Genomic DNA, 21,174 nt, shown 5'->3' on the forward strand with positions numbered 1-21,174 from the left:
GGTTCAGTGCTTCAAACCGGTGTCTAACGGATCACGCCGGCACGCATGGCCAGCGCGACCATCTGAGCGCGATCCCCGGTGCCCAGCTTCCGGCCGATCCGCGACAGGTGAGACTTCACCGTCAACGCGGACAGGCTCAGAGCCTCGCCGATCTCCTTGTTGCTCTGGCCATCGGCGACCAGCTGGAGCACCTCGACCTCACGTGCGGAGAGTTCCCGCGGCGTGTTGTCGGTGCCCGGCACCCGAGTACCCGCTGCGAGTACTGGTGCCACGCTCGGATCTGCGTAAACGCCGCCGTCGAGAACCCTGCGCACCCCGTCGGTGACCACCATCGGAGAGGCGGACTTCAGGAGGTACGCCTGGGCGCCCGCCTGGAAGGCCGACCTGACCGCGTAGGGGTCGTCGGAGGATGCGAGGACCACGATGCGGGGCCAGCCCTGGGCACGGAGCTCCGTGACCAGGTCGATGCCGGTGCCATCCGGCAGGCCCAGATCGAGGATCGCGAGGTCGCACGGTCCGGTTGCAAGTGCCCGCGCCCGAGCCTCTGCCACCGATGCGGCCTCATGCACTGTCCCGGCTCCCATTTGGGTGAGCCGAGCTGATATCGCCTCCCTCAGCAGTGGGTGGTCGTCGACCACCAGCACTGAAAAAAGCTCTTCCCGCGGGTGCGGGACCATGTTCGCCGGCAACGAGCCGGCTGGCGTGGTACGAACGGCCTGACCTAAGCCGACGGCAGCCACGTCACTACCTCCCTGGAGTCGGTCGTGCCCCCCGACCGGCACCGGAGACTTTCGTCCAATCAGCCGCGCCACTGATCGACCGAAAGTGGTGTCGTCTGGGGCAGCGTAGCCGCCCATGCGGGTCTACGGGACGATCAATCGGGTATCTATCCCTATTGAGTTGTGACAGATGGCCTCATGTGTCACACGATTGGATGACAACTGGATAGGGGGTGTAACGCGGACCCCTTCCGGAACGACATCTAGGAGTTGGTTGTGCCGAGTTCTGCCGGTCGTGAACGAGCGCGGGCATTGCTGCAGCGTGTGCCCCTCGTCGACGGCCACAACGACCTCCCGTGGGCACTGCGCGAGTTCGGCGAGGGAACCGGCGAGGACGTCTTCACGACCGCCGCCAAGATCGATCTGACCGAACGTCATCCGGACCTGCACACGGACCTCGTGAAAATGCGCGAGGGCGGTCTGGGCATGCAGTTCTGGTCCGTTTGGATTCCCGGCAGGCTCGCCGGCGACGGAGCTGTGACCGCCGTGCTGGAGCAGGTCGAGCTCGTCTACGAGCTGGCGGAGCGGTATGCCGGCCACCTCGGGATCGCGACCACTGCGGCCGAGGCCGAAAAAGTTTTCTCCTCCGGGCGTGTCGCGTCACTCCTCGGGGCTGAGGGCGGACATTCCATCAACTCTTCACTCGGCGTCCTGCGCGCACTGCGCCGCCTGGGTGTCCGGTACATGACGCTCACCCACAACGACAACACGCCGTGGGCTGACAGCGCCACTGACCAGCCGGAACACGGCGGGCTGACCGAGTTCGGCCGTGCGGTCGTGCGCGAGATGAACCGCATCGGCATGCTCGTCGACCTCAGCCACGTCGCGCCCAGCACGATGCACGCGGCGCTCGACACGAGCGTCAAGCCCGTCATCTTCAGCCACTCGTCGTGCCGCCACGTCGCGGACCACCCGCGCAACATCCCGGACGACGTCCTCGTGAAGCTCAGGGACAACGGCGGTGTGGCCATGATCACATTCGTTCCGGACTTCGTGTCGCCCCGTGTCGCTGAATGGGACGCAGCCCTTCGTGACGCGATGACGGCCGCCGGCGCGAGCCATGCCGACATGGGCGAGCGCAAGACGTTCAGCGAGGAGTGGGTCCGGGAGCACCCGAAGCCGGGCGCGACGCTCGACGACGTCGTCACGCACCTGGAGCACGCCCGCGAGGTCGTCGGCATCGACCACCTCGGCCTCGGCGGCGACTACGACGGCGTGACGGCGCTCCCGCAGGGGCTCGAGGACGTCTCGACGTACCCGAACCTGCTCGGCGCGCTGCTCGACAAGGGCTGGTCCGAGGACGACTGCACGAAGCTCGCCGGCGCGAACGTGCTGCGTGTGTTGCACGACGCCGACAACTGATCGTTGCAACGGGCGAGCTCGCCGCGCCTGCATGCAGCTAGCTCACCTGCTGTTTTGCAACTGGTCTTTTGACGACGACCGCAAAAGACCAGTTGCAAGGGGAGCTGCGGGCGCGCTGATATATCGGTGGGAACGTCGGGTGGTGTACCGGGTGGGTCAGGAGCGCTGGCCGAACATGGTCACGCCGACCGGGGGCAGGCCCACGGCCGTGGCCATCAGCTCGTAGAACGCGGTGCCGTGCTCGGCGAGCTCGCCGTCGAGGGCGGTCCACGAGGCGCGCAGCTCCAGGTCGTCCGTGCGGGCCGGGCCGGCGATGTCGCCGAAGCGGGCCGAGGACGTCTGCGTCACGGTGCCGCCCAGCGCGGTGAACCGGGCACCCGACTGCTCCAGCGCCTCCGTCAGCCACGACCACCCGACCTCGGGCAGCAGCGGGTCCGACGCCAGTTCGTGGTCGAGCTCCACGCGCACGTAGGCGACGACGCGGAGCACGCCACCCCACGCCTCGTCGCCGTCCGGGTCGTGCAGCAGCACGAGCCTGCCCGTCGACAGCTCGTCGGACGGGCCGGTGACCTCCGCTGTCAACGCGTACGCCCAGGGCGCGAGCCGCTGCGGCGGTCGAACCTCGGTGAGTTCGATCTCGGGCCTGTGGCGAACCGACTTGAGCGTCCCCACCGCCCGGCGGAAGATTTCCGGCTCGGTCACGCAACTGACTGTATGCCTCGCAAACCGACCGAGTGACGGCGGCACGCCGAGACGTGGGACCATGGAAGAAAGAGAGAGATGGCTTGACTGTGTCTGATTTTGCGCAACCCCTTCTCGTGGCCGCGCGGGGCGGCACCCCGTCGCACACCCCTGTCTGGTTCATGCGGCAGGCGGGACGGTCGCTGCCCGAGTACCGAGCGCTCCGCCAGGGCACCGCGATGCTCGACGCCTGCATGGACCCGGAGATGGTCTGCGAGATCACCATGCAGCCGATCCGGCGGCACGGCGTGGACGGCGCGATCCTGTTCTCCGACATCGTGGTGCCGCTCAAGGCCGCCGGTGTCGACCTCGACATCGTCGCCGGCACCGGGCCCGTCGTCGCGAACCCGGTGCGGACGCTCGACGACGTGACCGCGCTCCCGCAGCTGCACGCCGAGCAGGTCCAGCCGGTCGCCGACGCGATCGGGCTGCTGCTGAAGGAACTGCCCGCCGAGGTCGCCCTGATCGGGTTCGCCGGCGCGCCGTTCACGCTCGCCTCCTACCTCGTCGAGGGCGGGCCGAGCAAGAACCACGAGCGCACCAAGGCGCTCATGCACGGCAACCCCGAGCTGTGGCACGCGCTGCTCGCGAAGATCGCCGACATCACCGCGGCGTTCCTGCACGCGCAGCTCGACGCGGGCGTGCAGGCCGTCCAGCTGTTCGACTCGTGGGCGGGCGCGCTGTCCGAGCGCGACTACCGCGAGTTCGTGCTGCCGCACTCGAAGCGGGTGCTGGAGACGATCAGCACCGTGCCGCGGATCCACTTCGGCGTGGGCACCGGCGAGCTGCTGCCCGCGATGCGCGAGGCCGGCGCGGACGTCGTCGGCGTCGACTGGCGCCTGCCCCTCGACGTCGCGGTCGAGCGGCTCGAGCGGGCCCACCCCGAGCTGCCCAAGCCGGTGGTGCAGGGCAACCTGGACCCGGCGCTGTTCTTCGCGGGCTTCGCGGCCGTCGAACGCGAGGTGCGCCGCATCCACGCCGAGGGCAAGGCCGCCGCAGGCCACATCTTCAACCTCGGCCACGGCGTCCTGCCCGACACCGATCCGGAGATCATCACCCGCACCGTCGAACTGATCCACAGCTTGTAATGAACGCAAGAGCACCCAGGGTCGCCGTCGTCGGAGGTGGCATCTCCGGTCTCGCCGCCGCGCACCGGCTGCGGATGCTGCTCGGGCCCGACGCGCGGATCACCGTCATCGAGCAGTCCGACCGGCTCGGCGGCAAGCTGCGCACCGTCGAGCTCGCCGGGGTGCGGTTCGACGTGGGCGCGGAGGCGTTCCTGCACCGCAAGCCCGAGGCGCAGGAGCTGATCGACGAGGTCGGCCTCACCGGCCGGGTGGTGCACCCCACCGGCGCCAAGGCCACCGTGCACGCGGCCGGGCGCACGCACCGGCTGCCCGCGCACACGTTCATGGGCGTCCCGGCGAGCGTCGAGACCGTGCGGCACCTGCTGTCGTCCGAGGGCGCGCTGCGGGTCGAGATGGAACCGACGCTGCCGCCGGTCGACCTGCGCGGCGGGGACGTCGCGGTCGGCGCGCTGATGAAGGACCGGTTCGGCCCCGAGATCGCCGACCGGCTCGTCGGACCGCTGCTCGGCGGCGTCTACGCGGGCCGTGCAGACGAGCTCGGCCTGCGCGCCACGATGCCGCAGATCGCCACCCTGCTCGACAAGGGCGTCGGCTCACTGCTCGCCGCCGCCGCGATGATCATGCCCGCGCCGCCGCAGCCCCGTGCCGCGCGGCCGCCGGTGTTCGCGAGCCTCGACGGCGGTGTCTCCTCCCTCGTCGACCGGCTCGCCGAGGTCGGCAGGCCCGAGGTGCGCCTGGGCCTGCCGGTGCGCGTGCTGTCGTGGCTGGGCGACGGCTGGCGGCTGGAGATCGGCTCGGCCGCGACCCCGCAGTACCTGGAGTGCGACGGCGTCGTGCTCGCCGTGCCCGCGCCGGCGTCGCGCAAGCTGCTCGCCGAGATCGCGCCGCAGGTGTCCGCCGCGTACGGCAAGGTCGAGGTCGCCTCCATGGCCGTGGTGGCGCTCGCACTGCCGCCGGGCACCGAGCTGCCGGACCGCTCCGGTGTGCTGATCGCGGAGGGGGAGCGGTACTCCGACCGCATCACCCCGTTCACCGCCAAGGCGTTCACGTTCTCCAGCCGCAAGTGGGGCCACCTCGGTGAGCCGGTGCTCCTGCGCGGCTCGGTCGGCCGCCACGGCGAGACGGCGCTGCTGCAGCGCAGCGACGCCGACCTGGTGAAGGCCGTGCGCAACGACCTGTACGAGCTCACCGGCGTCAACGCCACCCCGGTCGACTCGGTGGTGCAGCGCTGGGGCGGTGGGCTGCCGCAGTACGGCGTCGGTCACGTCGACCTGGTGGAGGCGATCGAGAAGGGCATCGGCGACGTGCCAGGCCTGGCCGTGGCGGGCGCCACCCTGCACGGCGTGGGCGTGCCCGCGTGCATCGCCACCGCAGACTCGGCCGCCGCCCGTGTCGCAGCCCACCTGCTGGGCCGCGTCCGGCGTTGAGCGGCGCGTGCCAAGATGGACGTATGGCACGCCTGAACTACAACGAGCTCAACGACACCATCCGCTACACGATGTGGTCGGTGTTCCGGGTCGAACCCGGCAAGCTGCCCGAGGACCGCAGTGCCGCCGCGAGCGAGACCCAGAACTACCTGGACGCGTTGGAGGGCAAGGGCGTCATCGTTCGCGGCGTCTACGACGTGGCCGGTCTGCGCGCCGACGCGGACTTCATGATCTGGTGGCACGCCGAGGAGATCGAGCAGGTGCAGCAGGCCTACACGGGCTTCCGCCGCACGCCGCTCGGCAAGGTCTCCACGCCGGTGTGGTCGCAGGTCGCCCTGCACCGCCCCGCGGAGTTCAACCGCAGCCACATCCCCGCGTTCCTCGCGGGTGAGGAGGCGCGCAAGTACATCTGCGTGTACCCGTTCGTGCGGTCCTACGAGTGGTACCTGCTGCCGGAGGAGGACCGCCGCAAGATGCTGGCGGACCACGGCAAGGAGGCCCGCGACTTCCCGGACGTGCGCGCGAACACCGTCGCGTCGTTCGCGCTGGGCGACTACGAGTGGCTGCTCGCGTTCGAGGCCGACGAGCTGCACCGCATCGTCGACCTGATGCGCCACCTGCGCGGCACCGAGGCGCGGCTGCACGTGCGCGAGGAGATCCCGTTCTACACGGGCACCCGCGTCCCGGCGGCCGAGCTGGTGCTCAACCTCCCGTAGCCCTGACGACGACAAGGCCGCCCGGAGCACCTCCGGGCGGCCTTTCGCGTCACCCGGCTACTGCGCGGCCACCCGGTAGGCGCGGATGACCGTCAGCTCGACGGTGCCGCCCTTCGCGTCGACCGCAGTGGCCCTCAGCGAGGCCCACTTCGCGTCCGCCGGGTGGTGAACGAGCGCACTGGTGCCGACCACCCCCGCACGACGCCACGACGCGCCGTCGTCGAACGAGTACTCGACACCGGTGACGCGCACCGCGCCCGTGTCGCCCTGCGACTGCGTGAGCAGACCGAGGCGCTGCAACGTCCCGGCGGGCACGGCGCCGTTGGCGTCGAGCTTCGGAGCGAACCGCACGACCGACAGCGGCAGCACCGAACGCTGCTCGCCGGTCGCCTTGGACCTGAACGTCCACCTGCCCGACACCCGCGTGCTGAGCTCGAACCGCGAGCCGCGGTCGAGGCTCATCTCGGCGCGGTAGTCCGCCTCACCCGCGGGCAGGCCCTCGAACAGGCCACCGCTCTGCGGCAGCTCACCGACCAGGGTGCCCTCCCGGTACAGGGCCGTGCGGGCGGTGTCCACAGTGGACGTGCCACTGCCGTGGTTGCCGTCGCCCAGCATCGGCACGCCGAAGTAGAGCTCGTCCCGCAGGCGTTCGGCGAACGGGTACGGCGACTCCGGCAGCGCCGGCGAGAACACCGGCACGACCTCGTGCTCCTGGTGGGTGCGGCCGGGTGCGTAGGTGCGCGGGCCGGAGATGACGCGTTCCTGCGCGCCGTTGGCGTGCTGGGTGCTCACGACGGACTGCCAGCGCAGGTCTTCGGTGGTCAGGTAGTCGACCGCCTTGGCGCCGGAGGGCACCGGGTAGAGCGCCGAGGAGCCGCTGAGGCCGTGCACCGTCAACGGGAACTCGCCCTTGGTCGCCGTGCTGCCCGGCTTCAGGCCACCGATGGCGGTCTCGACGCGCGCGAGGTCCTCCTTGCGCGGTGTGCGGGTGAGGCCGGTGGGCAGGCTGCCGCCGACCGGGTAGGCGAGCCGGTAGTAGGTCGCCGGGTCGGCCGCCGAGTTGGCGTGCAGGGCCGTGAGCGACGAAAGCTCGCGCGGCGGGAGCGGACCGCCGATCTGCGCGGCCGCCACCCCCTCGAAGCCGCCGAACGAGAGGATGCCTGCCCCGACCGTGCGGTCGCCGTACGTGCGCTGCCAGCTCAGCTCACCGACGACGAACGAGCCGGGCGGTTCCGGTGCCCGCACGTCGATCCGCTGCGCGAGCCGGGCGTCCTGCCGCACAGTCAGGTCGCCCGTCACCGCCACCGTCGGGTGGAGGAGCACGTCCAGGTGCTCCGGGGTGCTGATCGACGAGTCGAGCACGTAGGTGCCCCTGGGCAGCCGGATCTTCTGGTCACCGGCGCCGACGAGCACCTTGAAGCCGGTGGAGTCGAGGCCGTCGACGAACGTGATCGAGCTCGCCGGGTCCTGCCCCTCGCGGTCGGTCAGGTCGACCGTGAGGGTGTACGACTCGACCTCGCGGTCGATGCCGACGAGAGTGCGGACGGTGTGCGAGCCGGAGGTCGCCACGACCACGCCGGTGTACGTGCCGTCCTTGCCGCCGACGCGGGTGTCGCCGGTGACCTGCACCGCCGCCGTGCCCTTCGCGGGAACGGTGACCCTGGCGGCGCCCAGCGTGAACATGCCCGCCGGAGCGGTCGTGTCGATCCTGAGGTCCAGCGTGACCGGCGCGTCCGTCGGGTTGGTGTAGGTGACCGGCTTGGTCTCCGGTTCGTCGTCGGCGTGCGGCCACTCGTGCCGGCCGAGGTTCAGCGCGACGACGTCGGCGGTCAGCACCTGCTCGACGGCCTTCGCCACGTCGATGCGGCCGGCGCCCTGGTCGAACGCGCTGACGCCGGCGGCCGGCCTGGCCGTGGTCGCGAGCGCCGACTTCACCTGGGCGGGCGTCCACTCCGGATGCTGCTGGCGCAGCAACGCCGCCGCGCCCGCCACGTGCGGGGTCGCCATCGACGTGCCGCTGGCAGCGACGTGCTCGCCGTTGGTGCCCGCGGCCGCCGCGACGATGTCGACGCCCGGCGCGGTCACCTCGGGCTTGAGACCGCTGTCCCCGGTGCGCGGGCCCCTGCTGGAGAACGGCGCGAGCTTGTCGTCGCGGTCGACGGCCCCCACCGAGAGCGCGGCCTCGGCCGTGCTGGGGGAGCCGACCGTGCCCGTGCCGCCGGAGTTGCCCGCGGCGATGACGAACAACGTGCCGTACCGCGCGGTCAGGTCGTTGACCGCCTGCTCCAGCGGGTCGACCTCCGGTGTGTCGCTGCCACCGAGGCTCATGTTGACCACCTGGGCGCCCTGCTCGGCCGCCCAGCGCATGCCGTCGAGGATCCACGACTCCTGGCAGCCGGACTCGACGCACACCTTGGCGTCGAGCAGCTGCGCGCCGGGTGCGACGCCGCCGTACTTCACGTCGTGGCTCGCGACGGTCGCCCCGACGTGCGTGCCGTGGCCGACGTTGTCGGTGTTGTCCGGGTCGGTGGTGAAGTTCCGCTCGGCGACCTGCTGGCCGCGGAGGTCGGGGTGGTTCTCGTCGACACCGGTGTCGACGATGGCGACCTTCACGCCCTTGCCGGTGATGCCGCGCTGGTGGGCCGCGGGTGCGCCGATCTGCCGCACGCTGCGGTCCAGGACCGGCTTGCGGATGCCGTCGAGCCAGACCTTGGCCGCACCGGACCGCAGCGCGCCCCAGTCGCCGGTCGTGCGCGCGCCGAGCCTGGCCCGGCCGTCCACGACCAACGGCATCCGGTCCCGGTAGCCGAACTCCAGCAACGTGGTGACGTCGAAGAGCCTGCGGTCGAGCCGGTCCGCCGCCAGCGGCCCGATCGCGTCGCCGGGGACGACCAGGGTGTGCCCGTCGGCACCGCGGTGCGTCCGGAACGTCATGTCCTGCCTGCCCTCGCCGGGTTGGATGCCGAGCACCCGCTGCCCCGCGCCGAGCAGCACCCTGTCACCGGTGACGAGAGTGACCTCGTCAACGGCCTGGGCGGGCTGGTTCCAGGTCGGTGCCGCGGTGGCAGCGGTGGCCGGCAGGGCGGTCAGGGTGAGCGCCGCGAAGGCGGCGCCCAGCACTTTCGTTTTGCCGCGCATTCGAATCCCCTCGTGGTTCGAATTGCTGCGCGCTGTGGTCCGCGCAGGCCGGAAGGCCTTCCGCGGAAAAGCGAAGGCAAGGCGAAAAGGTCCCCCGACGCTTTCGAACGTATCGAGGGTGGCCCGGATCACACAGGGCTGAACGGGGTATTCTCCTGCGGCTTCTCCGCGCCCGTCAGCGCGACCGCCAGAACTTCCAGCGCGACCTGGGCGGCGCCTGCAGCTCACCGGCGGCGCGCAGCCAGTCGGCGAACGCGGCGGCGTCCTCGCGGGCCCGTGACCCCGCCTTGCGGGGGTTGGCCAGCGCATACCGGTCGAAGAGCGGCCGGAACCGGTCGCCCAGCTCGTGTGCGACCTCCGGGCCCAGCATCCGCACGATGCCCCGGCGTTTCGCGAGCAACGCGCGCCGTTCGACCTCAATGCGTCGTTCGTCGAACCCCGCAGGTGCGGGGGTGCCCGTGAGCAATGCATTCAACAGTTCCGCCTGCTGCGCGGCAAGCCTTTTGCGTGCAGCCGAAGCGTCAATGTGGTCGTGTTTCTCAGTCACGATGTTTGTCCACCACCGCGCGGATAGCGGTCAGCTCGGACGAGATTTCGGCGTCCGACGGGTAGTTGTCGTCGCGTTCGAGCAGAACACCGGGAGGCGCGACGCGCGAGCACAGCTCGTCGAGCACGTCGAGCACCTCGGGCAGCACCGCGTGGGCGTGCGTGTCGTGGTAGATGTCGCCGTGCTGCTCGCCGCCGGCCACGTGCACGTACGCCAGGCGCTCCAGCGGGATCTCGTCGAGGAACCGCTGCGGGTCCGTGCCGATGTTGCGGGCGTTGGCGTAGAGGTTCGCGACGTCGACGAGCAACCAGCAGTCGGTGCGCTCGACGAGCTCGGCCAGGAACTGGCCTTCGGTCAGCTCGCCGTCCGGCCACTCCAGCAGTGCGGCGACGTTCTCCAGCGCGAGCGGCACCGGCAGGTGCTCCTGGGCGCGCTTGACGTTCGCGACGAGCACGTCGAGCGCGTCCCTGGTCCGCGGCACCGGCATCAGGTGCCCCGAGTCGAGCCCGCCCGCGCGCACGAAGCACACGTGGTCGCTCACCAGCGGAGCACCGACGGCCTCCGCGACCGACGCGAGGTGCTCGACGCGCTGGAGGTCGACCTCCTCCGCGCCGCCCAGCGACAGCGACACGGCGTGGGGGAGCACCGGGATGCCGCGCTCCAGCAGGATCGTCACCGACTCCGGCAGGTGGCCGGTGTGCAGGTTCTCGGCGACGACCTCCACGAAGTCCACGCCGGGCAGCCGTTCCACGGTCAGGTCGATCTCCGACCGCCAGCCGATGCCGACGCCCAGGTCCTTGATGACCGCCATCAGTCGCCTCCTCCGCCACCGCCGCAGCCACCACCGCCGCAGCTGCTGCCACCACTCGACGAACAGCCGCTGCCGCTCGAAGCGCATCCACTGCTACCACACCCGGCACCACAGCTGCCGCACGACGACCCGCCGCGGTCCGGAGTGGACTTCTTCAGGTGGCCCTTGCGCGGCAACATCCGCACCACGCTCTGCGACAGGCCGAAGAGCCCGGCGACCGGGCGCCCGTCGACCTTCCCGCAGAACCCGTGCACCGCCACCGCGTGCACCCGGTCGTGCGCGGTGGCGTGCAGGAGGGCCTGCCGGCCCGCCTTGGTGAGCGGCTCGCGGCCACGGGCCCAGACGACCAGCAGAACGGCGACCGGCACACCGATGAGGAACATCGGCGAGGACACGACCCCGAGCAGGAGCAGGGCGGCGGCGAGCACGAGGTAGGTCCACCAGGCGTCACTGCGCCGGCGTGACGGCTGCATCAGCCGCCGCGCCACCAGGTACCGGTGCAGCGCCTGCGCCTCCGGGCTGAACGCGGCGGACTCCACGACCAGCTCGAACCGCACGGCGGTGCTCAGCTGGTCGAGGACCTGCCGTTCCAGCGACGTGGTCGCGGCCTGGCCGTCCTGGCGCACGGCCGTCACGAGCCCGTCGCGCGACACCCGGACCGCGCCGGTGTCGACCAGCCGGGCCAGCGCGGTCTCCGCGGCCCGGCCGGGTCCCGCCGTCAGGTACCCGATCTCCTCCGCGGACAGCCGGGTGCCCTGGGGCGTCGTCGTGGTCATCCGGTCTTCCCCCTCAGCTGCTGGAGCCGCAGCTGCTCGAACTGCCACAGCTGCTGCTCGAACTGCTGCAACTACTGCTGGAACTGCTGCAACTGCTGCTGGAGCTGCCGCAGCTGCTGCTGGAACCGCCGCAGCCGCTGCTCGAACAGCCGCTGCCGGAACCGCAGCCGCTCCCGGCGCAGTTCGACGCCGCGCCGCAGGTGTAGACGTAGCCGGACCCGGCGGTGTAGTGCCAGCCACCGTTGTCCGAAGTGGACCGCCTGCTGCGCTTGCCCGGCGTGAGACCGCGGGTCGCCACGGTGTGCGGCCGGCTGAGCATGTTGTGCCGTGCGTACTTCAGCACGGTGCTGCCCAGGGGCGTCAGCGGGCCCCTCCTGCGGACCAGGAACGCCAGGAACGCCGTCAGCGCGGCGAACACCCAGAACACGTGCTCGGCGAACCCGATGCCGAAGAACAGGACGGTCATCAGGATGCAGACCACCTGGAGGCCGGTGGACCCGCTGACCTTGCGCCGCCGCAGACCCCGGTCGACCAGGCTCTGCTGCAGCGAGGCCATCTCCGGGCTGCGGGCGGCCCACGCCACGACCGAGCGCATCGGCTGACCGGCACCCTGGACCCCGGCCAGGACCTTGGCCTCGATCCGGGTCGTGGCGCCGTAGCCGTTCTGGTGGACGGCGGTCACGAGCCCCTCGCGGGAGACCCGCACCAGACCGCCGTCCATCAGCCGGGCCAGTGCGGCCTGCGCCGCCCTGTCCGGTCCCCCTGCCAGGTACCCGATCTCCTCTGCGGACCAGTCGGTCCTGGTCGAAGACTTGGCCATCAGCACTCCCCGTTCCACTGGTGCCGTCGCACCTTCGACGTGGAATCCGCTGCTCGGTTCCTCTCGTTACCCGAACGGCACCGTGGGCTCAGCAGCCGCCGCCGCCTCCGCCGCAGCCGCCCCCGCCACCGCCACCGCCGCAGCTGCTCCCGCCCGAACACGAGGAGGAGCTCGACGAACACGAACTGCCACCGGTGTAGCCCGCCGACGTCCCGGCCGGTGCGGCGAGCAACGAGCTGCGCACCGCGAGGTCCGGGTAGACGGCGAGGCCCCCGAGGGCGACCAGCGCGGCCGCGCCCACGAAGGTCTCGTGGTCCGGGCGGGTCTCCCCACCCCTTGCGGTGCGGGCGTCGTCGAAAGCGCGATCCCCCTTGGTCGTGCGCACGAGCTTGCCGCGCCGCGTGACGAGGAAGAGCAGCAGGAGGGTGAGGACGAGCTGCAGGGACAGCCAGCCGACGGGTGCGTCGATCGCGATGCCGTTGACCCAGCGCACCACGCCGACCGCGAACAGCAACCAGAACAACACCGATCCGTTGCGCCGCGCGCTTTTCGCGGCCTCCGGGCGGATGAGGAGACCCATGTCCTCGAGGCGGCGGCCGATCGAGGTGACGGCGGGGTCGCCGGTCATCGTCAGGACCAGCAGGGAGACCGTGCGGTTCTGGTAGCGCCGGCTGTCGGCGAGCACGGCGCGGTCCACGGGGTTGCGCGACTGCGCGGAGCTGGTGGCTTGAACGGCGCCACGGCGGGAGACCCTGAGCTCACCCGCGGTGAGCAGGCGGGCGATGGCCGTCTCGACCACGCGCCGCGGACCGCCCACCAGGTAGGCGATCTCGTCCACGTCGAGCAGGCGCACGGGCTGGCTCCCACCGGCCCGTGCGCGCACCCGGAACACGATCGCGACCAGCACGGCCAGTGCCAGCCCGATCCAGTAGAGCTGGAGGAACTCCGGTCCGGACAATCCCCAAGGCCTCATGCGACCCACCCCCTGACTGCCCCCAAGACCTTGCTTGGGTGACGTTCATGGTGTGGTCCGCGCCACAGGCTCACAAGGCTTGTTGACGAAGCCTTAGGGTTGCCCGCTCCCGGTCGCGGTTTCCGCCCGTGGGCGGGGAACGCGGCTCAGCTGGAGGAGCCGCCGTCGACCCCGCTGGAGCCCTCGCCGTCGGTGCCGAACTCGGTGAAGATCATCGCGCCTCCCAGGTTCTGTCCGGCCGTTCCGCCGGACCCGGCCCAGTCTCCTATTCGGACGGAACGAGTTTCAAGGAGACGGAGTTGATGCAGTAGCGCTGGTCCGTCGGTGTGGGGTACCCCTCACCTTCGAAAACGTGCCCGAGGTGGCTGTGGCACGTGGCGCAGAGCACTTCCACGCGCTTCATGCCGAGCGTCCGGTCCTCGCGCAGGATGACCGAGTCGCCCGCCAGCGGTGAGAAGAACGACGGCCAGCCGCAGTGCGAGTCGAACTTGGTGTCGCTGCGGAACAGCTCCGCGCCGCACGCACGGCACTCGTAGACGCCCTCGGTCTTGGTCTCGACGTACTCGCCGCTCCAGGGCCGTTCGGTGCCGGCCTGCCGCAGCACCGCGAACTCGGCGGGGTTGAGCTGGGTGCGCCATTCCTCTTCGGAGCGCACGATCTTGGGAGTGGTGCCGACAACAGGTTCCATGACCCTTTATAACGCCGCGGCGGTCGCTGGGCTTCCCGGCGGGGGCATCGAGGGGCGCAGGCGTAAGACCCCGTTAAGGACTGGTTCAGAAGATGATGGCGATGATGTCGCTCAGCGCGAACCAGATCGTGAGCACCACGCCGAGCAGGATCAGCCCCACGACGAACACGGCCACCAGGCGCTGGTGGCCGGTCGTGCGGTTCGCGGAGTCGGCGAAGTCCTGCACCCCGTCCAGGTAGCCCTCGACGGTGTAGCCGGGGCGTTCGCGCTTCATCCGGTCGAGGTGCGCGGCGAACGCCTTCGTCTCCGGGTCCTGCGGGTCGAGGCCGATCAGCTCCTCCTGGATCTGCTCGCGCTCGTCCTTCGAATCGCCCATGACCACCAGCTTAGTGGCTGAGGGCCGGGTTCCACCGGTGCGAAGCGGTGATCCGCGCGGCCGTTCAGCTGGCGACGGCGAGCGAGGGCCGGACCGCGCCGACCGCCCTGCCGTGGCCGAGCACCGGCACGGTCGCGAGTCCGGCGGCCTTCCCGACGTCGACGCCGAGGCGCTTGAGCACGGCGACGACGACCACCGCGCGGGCGCGCGACGAGCCGTCCGCGATCTTCAGCGCGATGCCCTCACCGCTCGGCAGGCCCACCGCGTAGACGCCCTCGGCGCCGTCCTTGGCGATCACGCCGGGCAGCGCGTCCATCAGCTCGGTGACGTCGCGGCCGGTGCCGCCGACCCACTGCGGGAAGGCGTTCATGGCGGCGGCGACCCGGTGCTCCAGCGTGCCCTCCTCGGCACCGGCGAGCAGCCCGAACGCCCTGGCGAGAGCGGTCAGGCTGATCGCGAAGATCGGTGCGCCGCAGCCGTCGACGCCCACCTGGGCGACCGGCTCGCCCGCGACGTCCTCGATGGTGGCGCGGGTGGCCACCTGCAGCGGGTGCGCCGGGTCGAGGTAGTCCTCGGTCGACCAGCCGTTGACGACGCAGGTCGCGAGCATCGCGGCGTGCTTGCCGGAGCAGTTCATGTACTTCGGGGCCGCGTCCAGGCCGCGGGCGAGGTGCTGGGCGCGGGCCGCCTCGCCCAGGGGGAGGTCGGGCGTGCACCGCAGGGCGTCCTCGGTGAGCCCGGCACCGGCGAGGATGCGCAGGGCGCCCTCGACGTGGAAGTCCTCGCCGGAGTGCGAGGCGCAGGCCAGCGCGAGCAGCTCGCCGTCGAGGTCGAGGCCGCTGCGCAGCATCGCGAGCGCCTGCAGCGGCTTGTTGGACGACCGGGGGAACGCCACGTCGCCGGGCCGGCCGACCGAGAGCACCGGGGTGCCGGTCGCGTCCGTCGCCACGACGGTGCCGTGGTGCACCGACTCCAGGAAGTCGCCCCGCCAGACCTCCGCGACCACCTCGTGCCCCATGACGCCCTCCCTCACGACCGAAGAACAGAACTGCCAACTGTCGACAGTTGACTACGCACCTAATGTAACCCCCGGACGGTCGGTGCCGTCCAGATCAGGAGACGAACGTGACACCTCCGCTGCACCTGAGCCTGGCCGGCCAGGCGGTCGACGTCCTGCGCGAGCAGGTGCTGACCGGGGTCATCCCCGCCGGGTCGCGGGTGAACGAGGTCGAGGTGGCCCACCAGCTCGGCATCAGCCGCGGCCCGCTGCGCGAGGCGATCCGGCACCTGGCCTCGGAGGGGCTGCTGACGCTCGTGCCGCACCGGGGCGCGTTCGTGCCGGCGGCCGACGAGGACGAGGTGCGGGCGTTGTTCGAGCTGCGCACGGCGCTGGAGTGCGCGGCGGCGGAGCTGGCGGCGTCCCGGCGCACCGACGTCGACCTGGTGCGGCTGCACGAGGTGTGCGCCGAGTCGCGGCGCGACTACACGGCGGGGCAGCCGTTCCCGTACCGGCTGGACCTCGCGTTCCACCGGGCGTTGCTGGAGGCCGCGCGCAGCCCGCGGATCGCCGAGCAGGTGTGGCTGGTGCAGCAACGGGTGGTGCTGCTGCGCAGCGCGCTGGAGGACGACCCGCCGCACCAGCACGCGTCGCTGGACGACCATGACGAGCTCGTGCGCGCGGTCGAGGAAGGTGACGCGGCGCGCGCTTCGGGTGTGATGCGCCGCCATCTGTCCCGAGTGTGCGCGCAGATGCTGACGAGCCTCAAGGCCTGAATAATCGCCGTCGGACGAGGTGGGTGTGCGAAGGCGGGGGAATGCGCGGGACGACGTTCGGTGAGTTCCTGCGGTTCTACCGCCGCAGGGCCGGACTCACGCAGGAACAGCTCGCGTCTCGCACAGGGCTGAGCGTGCGCGCGTTGAGCGACCTCGAACGCGGTCGCGTCCACACACCACAGGCGACGACCGTCGACCTGCTCGTCACCGGCCTGGGGCTGGACCTGGGCGAGGCGGGGGAGTTCGGCACGCTGGCCCGCTTGGGCGAGGCGGGGCAGCCGCGGCCCGACCACGCTGACCGGACCGCCTGCGCACCGCCGCCCGCCACGGAGCTCACCGGCCGCGAGTCGGCGCGGCGCGAGCTCGCGGACCGCGTGCGGGCGGCCGGTACGGCGCAGGTGCTCGACGTCGTCGTCGTGCACGGGCCGCCCGGCGTGGGCAAGACCGCGCTCGCCGTGGACGCCGCGCACCGGTTCGCCGGGTCGTTCGCCGACGGCTGCCTGTACCTGGACCTGCGCGGCGTGGACGCCGAACCGCTGCCGGCCGACCGGGCGGTCACCCGGCTGCTCACCGCGTTCGGCGTGCCCGACGCCCGGATGCCGTCCGACCCGGCCGACCGCGACCGGCTCCACCGCTCGATGATGCGCGACCGCGCGGTGCTGCTGGTGCTCGACAACGCCGCCGACGAAGCCCAGGTCCGCCCGCTGCTCACCGCCGCACCCGGCTCGCTCGTGCTCGTGACCAGCCGCAACGTCCTGGCGGGCCTCGTCGCCCGGCACCGCGTCGAGCTCGGTCCGCTCGGCCGCGACGACGCCGTCGCGCTGCTCGCAGCGGTGGCCGGTGACCGCGTGGCGGCCGACCGGGAGGCCGCGGGTGCGGTCGCGGGGCTGTGCGGCGGCATCCCGCTGGCGCTCGCGATCGCGGGCCACCGGCTCACCGGGCCGCGGTCGCTGCGCCGGCTCGCCGAGCAGCTCTCCGACGAACGTGCGCGCCTCGACGTGCTCGCCACCGGCGACGTCCAGGTGCGGACCGCGTTCGAGCTGTCCTACCGGCTGCTCGCACCGGGGACCGCCGCGGTGTTCCGCAGGCTCGCGCTGGTGCCCGGCCACGACACCTCGGTCGAGCTCGCCGCCGTCGCCGCCGGGGTCCCGCCCGACGACGCGGAGGCGCTGCTGGAGGAGCTGGTCGACGCGAGTCTCGTGCGTCCCGGTGACCTCCCCGGCCGGTACACGTTCCACGACCTGATCCGGGACTACGCGCGCGAACGCCTGCACGGCGAAGAACCCGGCATCGACGAGCACCGCCTGCGGACGCGGAACTGGCTGATGACCACCGCGACGGCCACGGCGGCGTTGTTCCACCCGGACGAGCAGGGCGCGGCGGACCTGGAGTGCGCGGACCGCTGGTTGCTCGCGGAGGTGGCGAACTGGCGTGGTGCGCTGAGGGAGGCCGTGCGCGCGGGTGACCACAAAGCCGTGCTGGCACTGGCGAACGCGATGCACTGGTACTCCGACCACCGTGGCCAGAGCGATCTGTGGCTGGAGGTCTACACGGCCGGTGTCGACGCAGCGCGCGCACTCGGCCGCAAGGAAGACGAAGCGAAACAGCTCAACTTCGTGTCGTGGGTGTACTTCGCCCGTGCTGTCCGCCTGCCCGCTGCCCTGGAGGCCCACGAGGCGGCGCTGCGGGTGGCGCAGGAGTGCGGTTCGGTGCTGGAGACGGCGTGGGCGCACTACTACCGCGCGGGCATCGAGACCCGCAGGGGCGACCAGGCGACGGCGGTCACGCACGGCCGGCGCGCCGCCGAGCTGTTCCGCCGGGCCGGGCTGCCGATGGCGGTGGTGTTCGCGCTGTCGTTCACCGGCGTGGTGCTGCAACGCACCGGGCGCGTCGCCGACGCCGTGGAAACCCACCTCGCGGCCATCGCGGAGGAACGGGCCGTGCGCGGCACCCAGCGCGGTGTGGCGAAGGAGAACACGGCGCAGCTGCTGCTGCGGCTCGCCGACAGCCTCACCGCCGCGGGGGACCCGGAGCGGGCGCTGACGGTCGTGGCCGAGGCGGACGCGTTGATCGGCGAGTTCGGCGGTCTGCGCGCGATGGTGCGGCACAGCCGGGGCTGTGCGCTCAGCGCCGCCGGCCGGTGCGGGGAGGCGCGTGAACAGTTCGCCCGCGCGGCCGAGGGCATGGGTGACCCGGAGGCCAGGGTGTCCGTGCTGATCGAGCTCGCGCAGACGTGCGATCGGATGGGAGACCACGACGCTGCCACACGGCACCGCGTGCGCGCGTTGGCTGAGAGCGAGGGCTACGAGTCGCCTGGCATGACGAAGCTCCAGCACGACGTGGCGGAAGCGCTCGGCATCGCGCTGACGGCTTAGCGGAGGACCGTGCTGAGGAACGCGTCCGCGTCGAACCGCTCCGAGCCCGCCGGGACCAGGCAGTAGGCGGCGTCGAGGAACTCGCGCAGGGTCGCCAGGGGCACCCGCAGCACCGTGGTGTGCCGGGAGGAGACGAGCTCCAGCACCACCGCTCTGCCACTCGGGCGCACCCGCACGTCACCCTTGCCCGACGGCCGCGACAGGCCGTCCCGCAGCAGGTCGCGGCCCATGATCCAGGTCGCCGCCGCGTCGCCCGCGTGGAAGTGCATCGAGACGGCGAACGGGTCCTCGCCGGTGTAGACCAGCTCGGTGTCCACGGGTGCGGTCGCGCCGTCGGCACGGACGAAGTCGAAGACGGTGCGTGACGCGACCCGCATGGAAGCTCCCGAATGTTCGCCGGTGGTTCACCTGGGTTCACGTGGCCGGCACTGAAATGGTTCACGAGTACGTGGACTGGTTTCCTGTTTCCACCGGCCCTGAAACGAGCGCGCGGCGCCAATCTGATGAGATTTGCCTGATCGGACGGTCCGAGCGGCTTTCCGACGTGCGACGGCGGCGCTGTGGCCCTCGTCCCAGCCGGTGCGCGGCGGCGGGACTTCTGCCGGTCGTTCTGCATGGTCCTTCCGCTGACGAGGCGATTTCCTGGAATCCGTCCCAGAAAGGACGGGTGACATGAGTGCCCCTTCTGCCCGCCGCCCGCGACCGGCCGGTGCGGTGCCGGGTCAAGTGGCCGGCCGGCTCGTCGGCCGCGAACGGGAGGTCGCCGCGCTGGCCGAGGCGCTCGGTGCCGGGCGGTCGTGCGTGGTGCACGGCGCCGTCGGCACGGGCAAGAGCGCGCTGCTGGCCGTCGCGTCGTCGATCGCGGTGCGCAGCGGGCTGACACCGGTGCGGGCGTGGCCCGGTGCCGACCGGCGCGCTGTGCTGGTGGTCGACGACGCCGACCAGCTGCCCGCGGAGCAGCTCCAGCGGCTCGCGCGGTTCCGCGGACCGGTGCTGGTGGCCGGCGACCTCGACCCGGACGCGGTGCCGGTCCTGCTGCCGGACGCGGAACGGGTGGCGGTGCGGCCGGTCGGTGCCGAGGCGGTGGCCGAGCTGGTGCGCCGCCGGGCAGGTGCCGAGGTGCCGCCGGAGGTGACCCGGCTGTTCCTGCGCTTCAGCGGCGGTGCGGCCGGCGTGCTGAGCGACGCGCTGGACCTGGTGGCTGAGGGAGGTTTCACGGCGGCGTGCCTGCGCGACACGCTGCCGTCGCTGCGGCTGCCGCGGTTGCTGCGCGCCGTGCGGCGGCGCTGGGACTCCCTCGACGCCGGGGCGGTGGCCGTCGGCCGCGCGCTCGCCGTGCTCGGGGAGACGTCGCTGGACGTGCTGTGCGAGGTGGCCGGTACGCCGTCGCTGGAGGCCCTGGCGGCGTTCGAACGGCTGGTGGACGCACGGGTCGCCGCCGACGGGCCGATGCGGGTCTGCTCGCCCGCCCTGGGGCACGCGGTCCGGCACGAGATGGCGCCACGGGACCGCGAACGGCTGCACCGCACCGCGGCCCGCGTCCTGCACCGGCGCCGTGACACCGCGACCGCTGTGGCCGGGCACGTCGTGGCGTGCGCGGAACCCGTCGCGCAGCCGTGGGTGGCACCGGTGCTGTCGGCGGCGGCCCGGCTGCACCGGGCGGCGGGACGGGCCGGGGACGCGGCGCGGTGCCTGCGCGCGGCGGTGCGCGAGCCGATGGACGACCGGGTCGCGGCCGAGGTGGCGGACGGCCTGGCGGAGCTGCACCTGCGCTGCGGCGTCGCGCCCCGCGCCGGTGAGCTCGGCCGGCTCGCGGGCGGGGACCGGCTCGGTGCCGTGGTGCTCGACTGGCAGTGCGACGAGGAGCTGCTCGGGCTGGAGCTCGGACCGGTCGCGAGCGCCGTCAGCGCGGCGCACGCCGGTGCGGCCGACCGGAGCGGCGGGCCGGCGTTGCGGGCGTTCTGGCTCAGCCTGCGCGGGGACTGCGCCGAGCTCGCCGAGCAGGTGCTGGGCGCGGTCGCGGACGGTGCCGGCGACGCGGTGCCGGACCTGGTGTTCGCCGGGCTCGCGTTGCTGCACAGCACGTCCGACTACGCGGCCGTGCTGCTGGAGCTCGTACCGCGGCTGCGGGCGCGGCTGGTCGGTGCCGAGGACGACTGGCTGGTGGCGCTGGAGGCGTGGGCGCACCGGGCGAACGGCGACCACGCCGCGGTGTCCCGGCTGGTGCGGGAGCTGACGGCGCGGACCTCACCCGCGCGGGGCTGCGCGGCGCTGGGAGCGGCGGCGTTCGTGGCGTCCGCTGTGGACGGTGGCGTGCCGGACGAGGCTGCGGAACTGCTGGGGCGCCTGGGTTACGCGGGCACGCTGCCGCCGGCGTGGGTGTGCACGACGCTGCTGCACCACCGCGGCCGCATGCACCTGGAGCTGGGCTCACCGCGGGCGGCGCTGGCCGACGCGACCGAGTGCGGCGAGCGGCTCGCGCTGTGGCGCGCGGACAACCCGGCGATCGCGCCGTGGCGGCTGGTTGCGGCAGCGGCGAAGGCACGGCTCGGCGCGAGGGCCACCGCGCGGGAACCGGTCCGGCGGATCGGGGCGGCGTGGGGCCGGTTGACGCCGCACGAGTCGCGCATCGTCCGGCTGGCGCTCGACGGCGAGACGAACCGGGCCATCGCCACCCGGTTCGGCGTCACGCAACGGGCGGTCGAGCTGCACCTCACCCGCGTCTACCGCAAGACCGGCATCAGCCGGCGGGTGCAGCTCTCCGCGGTGTTCGGCGACTGAACC

Annotated in this window: 19 protein-coding genes; 7 read left to right on the forward strand and 12 right to left on the reverse strand. The window is 72.2% G+C overall.

Annotation, left to right across the window (positions count from 1 at the left end; genetic code table 11):
* Positions 1–23 precede the first annotated feature (23 nt).
* A complete protein-coding gene (locus ACZ7CH_RS34490; protein ID WP_015099292.1) occupies positions 24–740 on the reverse strand; it encodes a response regulator in 717 nt (238 codons plus the stop codon).
* Positions 741–1,034: 294 nt separating this feature from the next.
* Between ACZ7CH_RS34490 and ACZ7CH_RS34495 the strand changes: the two genes are divergently transcribed.
* On the forward strand, positions 1,035–2,141 hold the full coding sequence (locus tag ACZ7CH_RS34495; protein ID WP_458434458.1) for a dipeptidase: 1,107 nt from the start codon (positions 1,035–1,037) through the stop codon (positions 2,139–2,141).
* Between the two features lie 156 nt (positions 2,142–2,297).
* Here the strand turns inward: ACZ7CH_RS34495 and ACZ7CH_RS34500 are convergent, their stop codons facing one another.
* The gene (locus ACZ7CH_RS34500; protein WP_229813237.1) at positions 2,298–2,843 is read right to left on the reverse strand and encodes a DUF3000 domain-containing protein; all 546 of its coding nucleotides are present in this window, start codon (positions 2,841–2,843) and stop codon (positions 2,298–2,300) included.
* A gap of 83 nt (positions 2,844–2,926) precedes the next feature.
* Here ACZ7CH_RS34500 and hemE point away from each other — a divergent pair, with 83 nt between their 5' ends.
* From hemE to hemQ, 3 genes are read left to right on the forward strand one after another with little or no spacing between them, the layout of a single operon-like run.
* The gene (hemE, locus tag ACZ7CH_RS34505; protein ID WP_470375828.1) at positions 2,927–3,970 is read left to right on the forward strand and encodes a uroporphyrinogen decarboxylase; all 1,044 of its coding nucleotides are present in this window, start codon (positions 2,927–2,929) and stop codon (positions 3,968–3,970) included.
* Positions 3,970–5,397 (forward strand): protoporphyrinogen oxidase, encoded by a 1,428-nt coding sequence (hemG, locus tag ACZ7CH_RS34510; RefSeq protein ID WP_470375829.1) that lies wholly within the window; start codon positions 3,970–3,972, stop codon positions 5,395–5,397. Before hemE ends, hemG begins: the two co-directional genes overlap by 1 nt.
* Before the next feature lie 23 nt (positions 5,398–5,420).
* Positions 5,421–6,113 carry a hydrogen peroxide-dependent heme synthase gene (gene hemQ / locus ACZ7CH_RS34515; protein WP_458433643.1) on the forward strand — a complete coding sequence of 231 codons (693 nt, stop codon included), beginning with the start codon at positions 5,421–5,423 and terminating at the stop codon, positions 6,111–6,113.
* Positions 6,114–6,170: 57 nt separating this feature from the next.
* Here the strand turns inward: hemQ and ACZ7CH_RS34520 are convergent, their stop codons facing one another.
* The 9 genes from ACZ7CH_RS34520 to ACZ7CH_RS34560 all read right to left on the reverse strand — a co-directional run bounded on the left by ACZ7CH_RS34520 (position 6,171) and on the right by ACZ7CH_RS34560 (position 15,260).
* A complete protein-coding gene (locus ACZ7CH_RS34520; protein WP_470375830.1) occupies positions 6,171–9,251 on the reverse strand; it encodes a S8 family peptidase in 3,081 nt (1,026 codons plus the stop codon).
* Between the two features lie 175 nt (positions 9,252–9,426).
* Positions 9,427–9,798 (reverse strand): SCO6045 C-terminal-like domain-containing protein, encoded by a 372-nt coding sequence (locus ACZ7CH_RS34525; RefSeq protein ID WP_470375831.1) that lies wholly within the window; start codon positions 9,796–9,798, stop codon positions 9,427–9,429.
* On the reverse strand, positions 9,791–10,609 hold the full coding sequence (locus ACZ7CH_RS34530) for an MbnB/TglH/ChrH family RiPP precursor modification enzyme (protein WP_470375832.1): 819 nt from the start codon (positions 10,607–10,609) through the stop codon (positions 9,791–9,793). Before ACZ7CH_RS34530 ends, ACZ7CH_RS34525 begins: the two co-directional genes overlap by 8 nt.
* Positions 10,609–11,433, reverse strand: a complete 825-nt coding sequence (locus ACZ7CH_RS34535) for a TIGR04222 domain-containing membrane protein (protein ID WP_470375833.1) — start codon at positions 11,431–11,433, stop codon at positions 10,609–10,611. The genes ACZ7CH_RS34530 and ACZ7CH_RS34535 overlap by 1 nt, the downstream gene beginning before the upstream one ends.
* Positions 11,399–12,205: a TIGR04222 domain-containing membrane protein gene (locus ACZ7CH_RS34540; protein WP_458433640.1), complete on the reverse strand. Its 807-nt coding sequence runs from the start codon at positions 12,203–12,205 to the stop codon at positions 11,399–11,401. The genes ACZ7CH_RS34535 and ACZ7CH_RS34540 overlap by 35 nt, the downstream gene beginning before the upstream one ends.
* 88 nt (positions 12,206–12,293) lie before the next feature.
* Entirely contained in the window at positions 12,294–13,178 is an 885-nt protein-coding gene (locus tag ACZ7CH_RS34545; RefSeq protein ID WP_458433639.1) for a TIGR04222 domain-containing membrane protein, read from the reverse strand.
* Between the two features lie 265 nt (positions 13,179–13,443).
* The gene (msrB, locus tag ACZ7CH_RS34550) at positions 13,444–13,866 is read right to left on the reverse strand and encodes a peptide-methionine (R)-S-oxide reductase MsrB (protein ID WP_360399123.1); all 423 of its coding nucleotides are present in this window, start codon (positions 13,864–13,866) and stop codon (positions 13,444–13,446) included.
* A gap of 85 nt (positions 13,867–13,951) precedes the next feature.
* The gene (locus tag ACZ7CH_RS34555; RefSeq protein WP_360399120.1) at positions 13,952–14,242 is read right to left on the reverse strand and encodes a hypothetical protein; all 291 of its coding nucleotides are present in this window, start codon (positions 14,240–14,242) and stop codon (positions 13,952–13,954) included.
* A gap of 64 nt (positions 14,243–14,306) precedes the next feature.
* Positions 14,307–15,260, reverse strand: a complete 954-nt coding sequence (locus tag ACZ7CH_RS34560) for an asparaginase (protein WP_470368854.1) — start codon at positions 15,258–15,260, stop codon at positions 14,307–14,309.
* A 107-nt stretch (positions 15,261–15,367) separates the two neighbouring features.
* Here ACZ7CH_RS34560 and ACZ7CH_RS34565 point away from each other — a divergent pair, with 107 nt between their 5' ends.
* Both ACZ7CH_RS34565 and ACZ7CH_RS34570 read left to right on the forward strand, forming a co-directional pair.
* Positions 15,368–16,015 (forward strand): GntR family transcriptional regulator, encoded by a 648-nt coding sequence (locus tag ACZ7CH_RS34565; protein WP_360399114.1) that lies wholly within the window; start codon positions 15,368–15,370, stop codon positions 16,013–16,015.
* 41 nt (positions 16,016–16,056) lie between these two features.
* Positions 16,057–18,390, forward strand: coding sequence for an ATP-binding protein (locus tag ACZ7CH_RS34570; protein WP_470375834.1), 2,334 nt, complete (start codon positions 16,057–16,059; stop codon positions 18,388–18,390).
* On the opposite strand, the gene ACZ7CH_RS34575 is transcribed toward ACZ7CH_RS34570, so the two are convergent.
* A complete protein-coding gene (locus tag ACZ7CH_RS34575) occupies positions 18,387–18,767 on the reverse strand; it encodes an SsgA family sporulation/cell division regulator (RefSeq protein ID WP_360399108.1) in 381 nt (126 codons plus the stop codon). The genes ACZ7CH_RS34570 and ACZ7CH_RS34575 overlap by 4 nt on opposite strands.
* A gap of 295 nt (positions 18,768–19,062) precedes the next feature.
* On the opposite strand from ACZ7CH_RS34575, the gene ACZ7CH_RS34580 reads away from it, so the two are divergent.
* Entirely contained in the window at positions 19,063–21,171 is a 2,109-nt protein-coding gene (locus ACZ7CH_RS34580) for a helix-turn-helix transcriptional regulator (protein WP_470375835.1), read from the forward strand.
* Positions 21,172–21,174 lie beyond the last annotated feature (3 nt).

The sequence above is a fragment of the Lentzea sp. NPDC037011 genome, assembly GCF_055607425.1.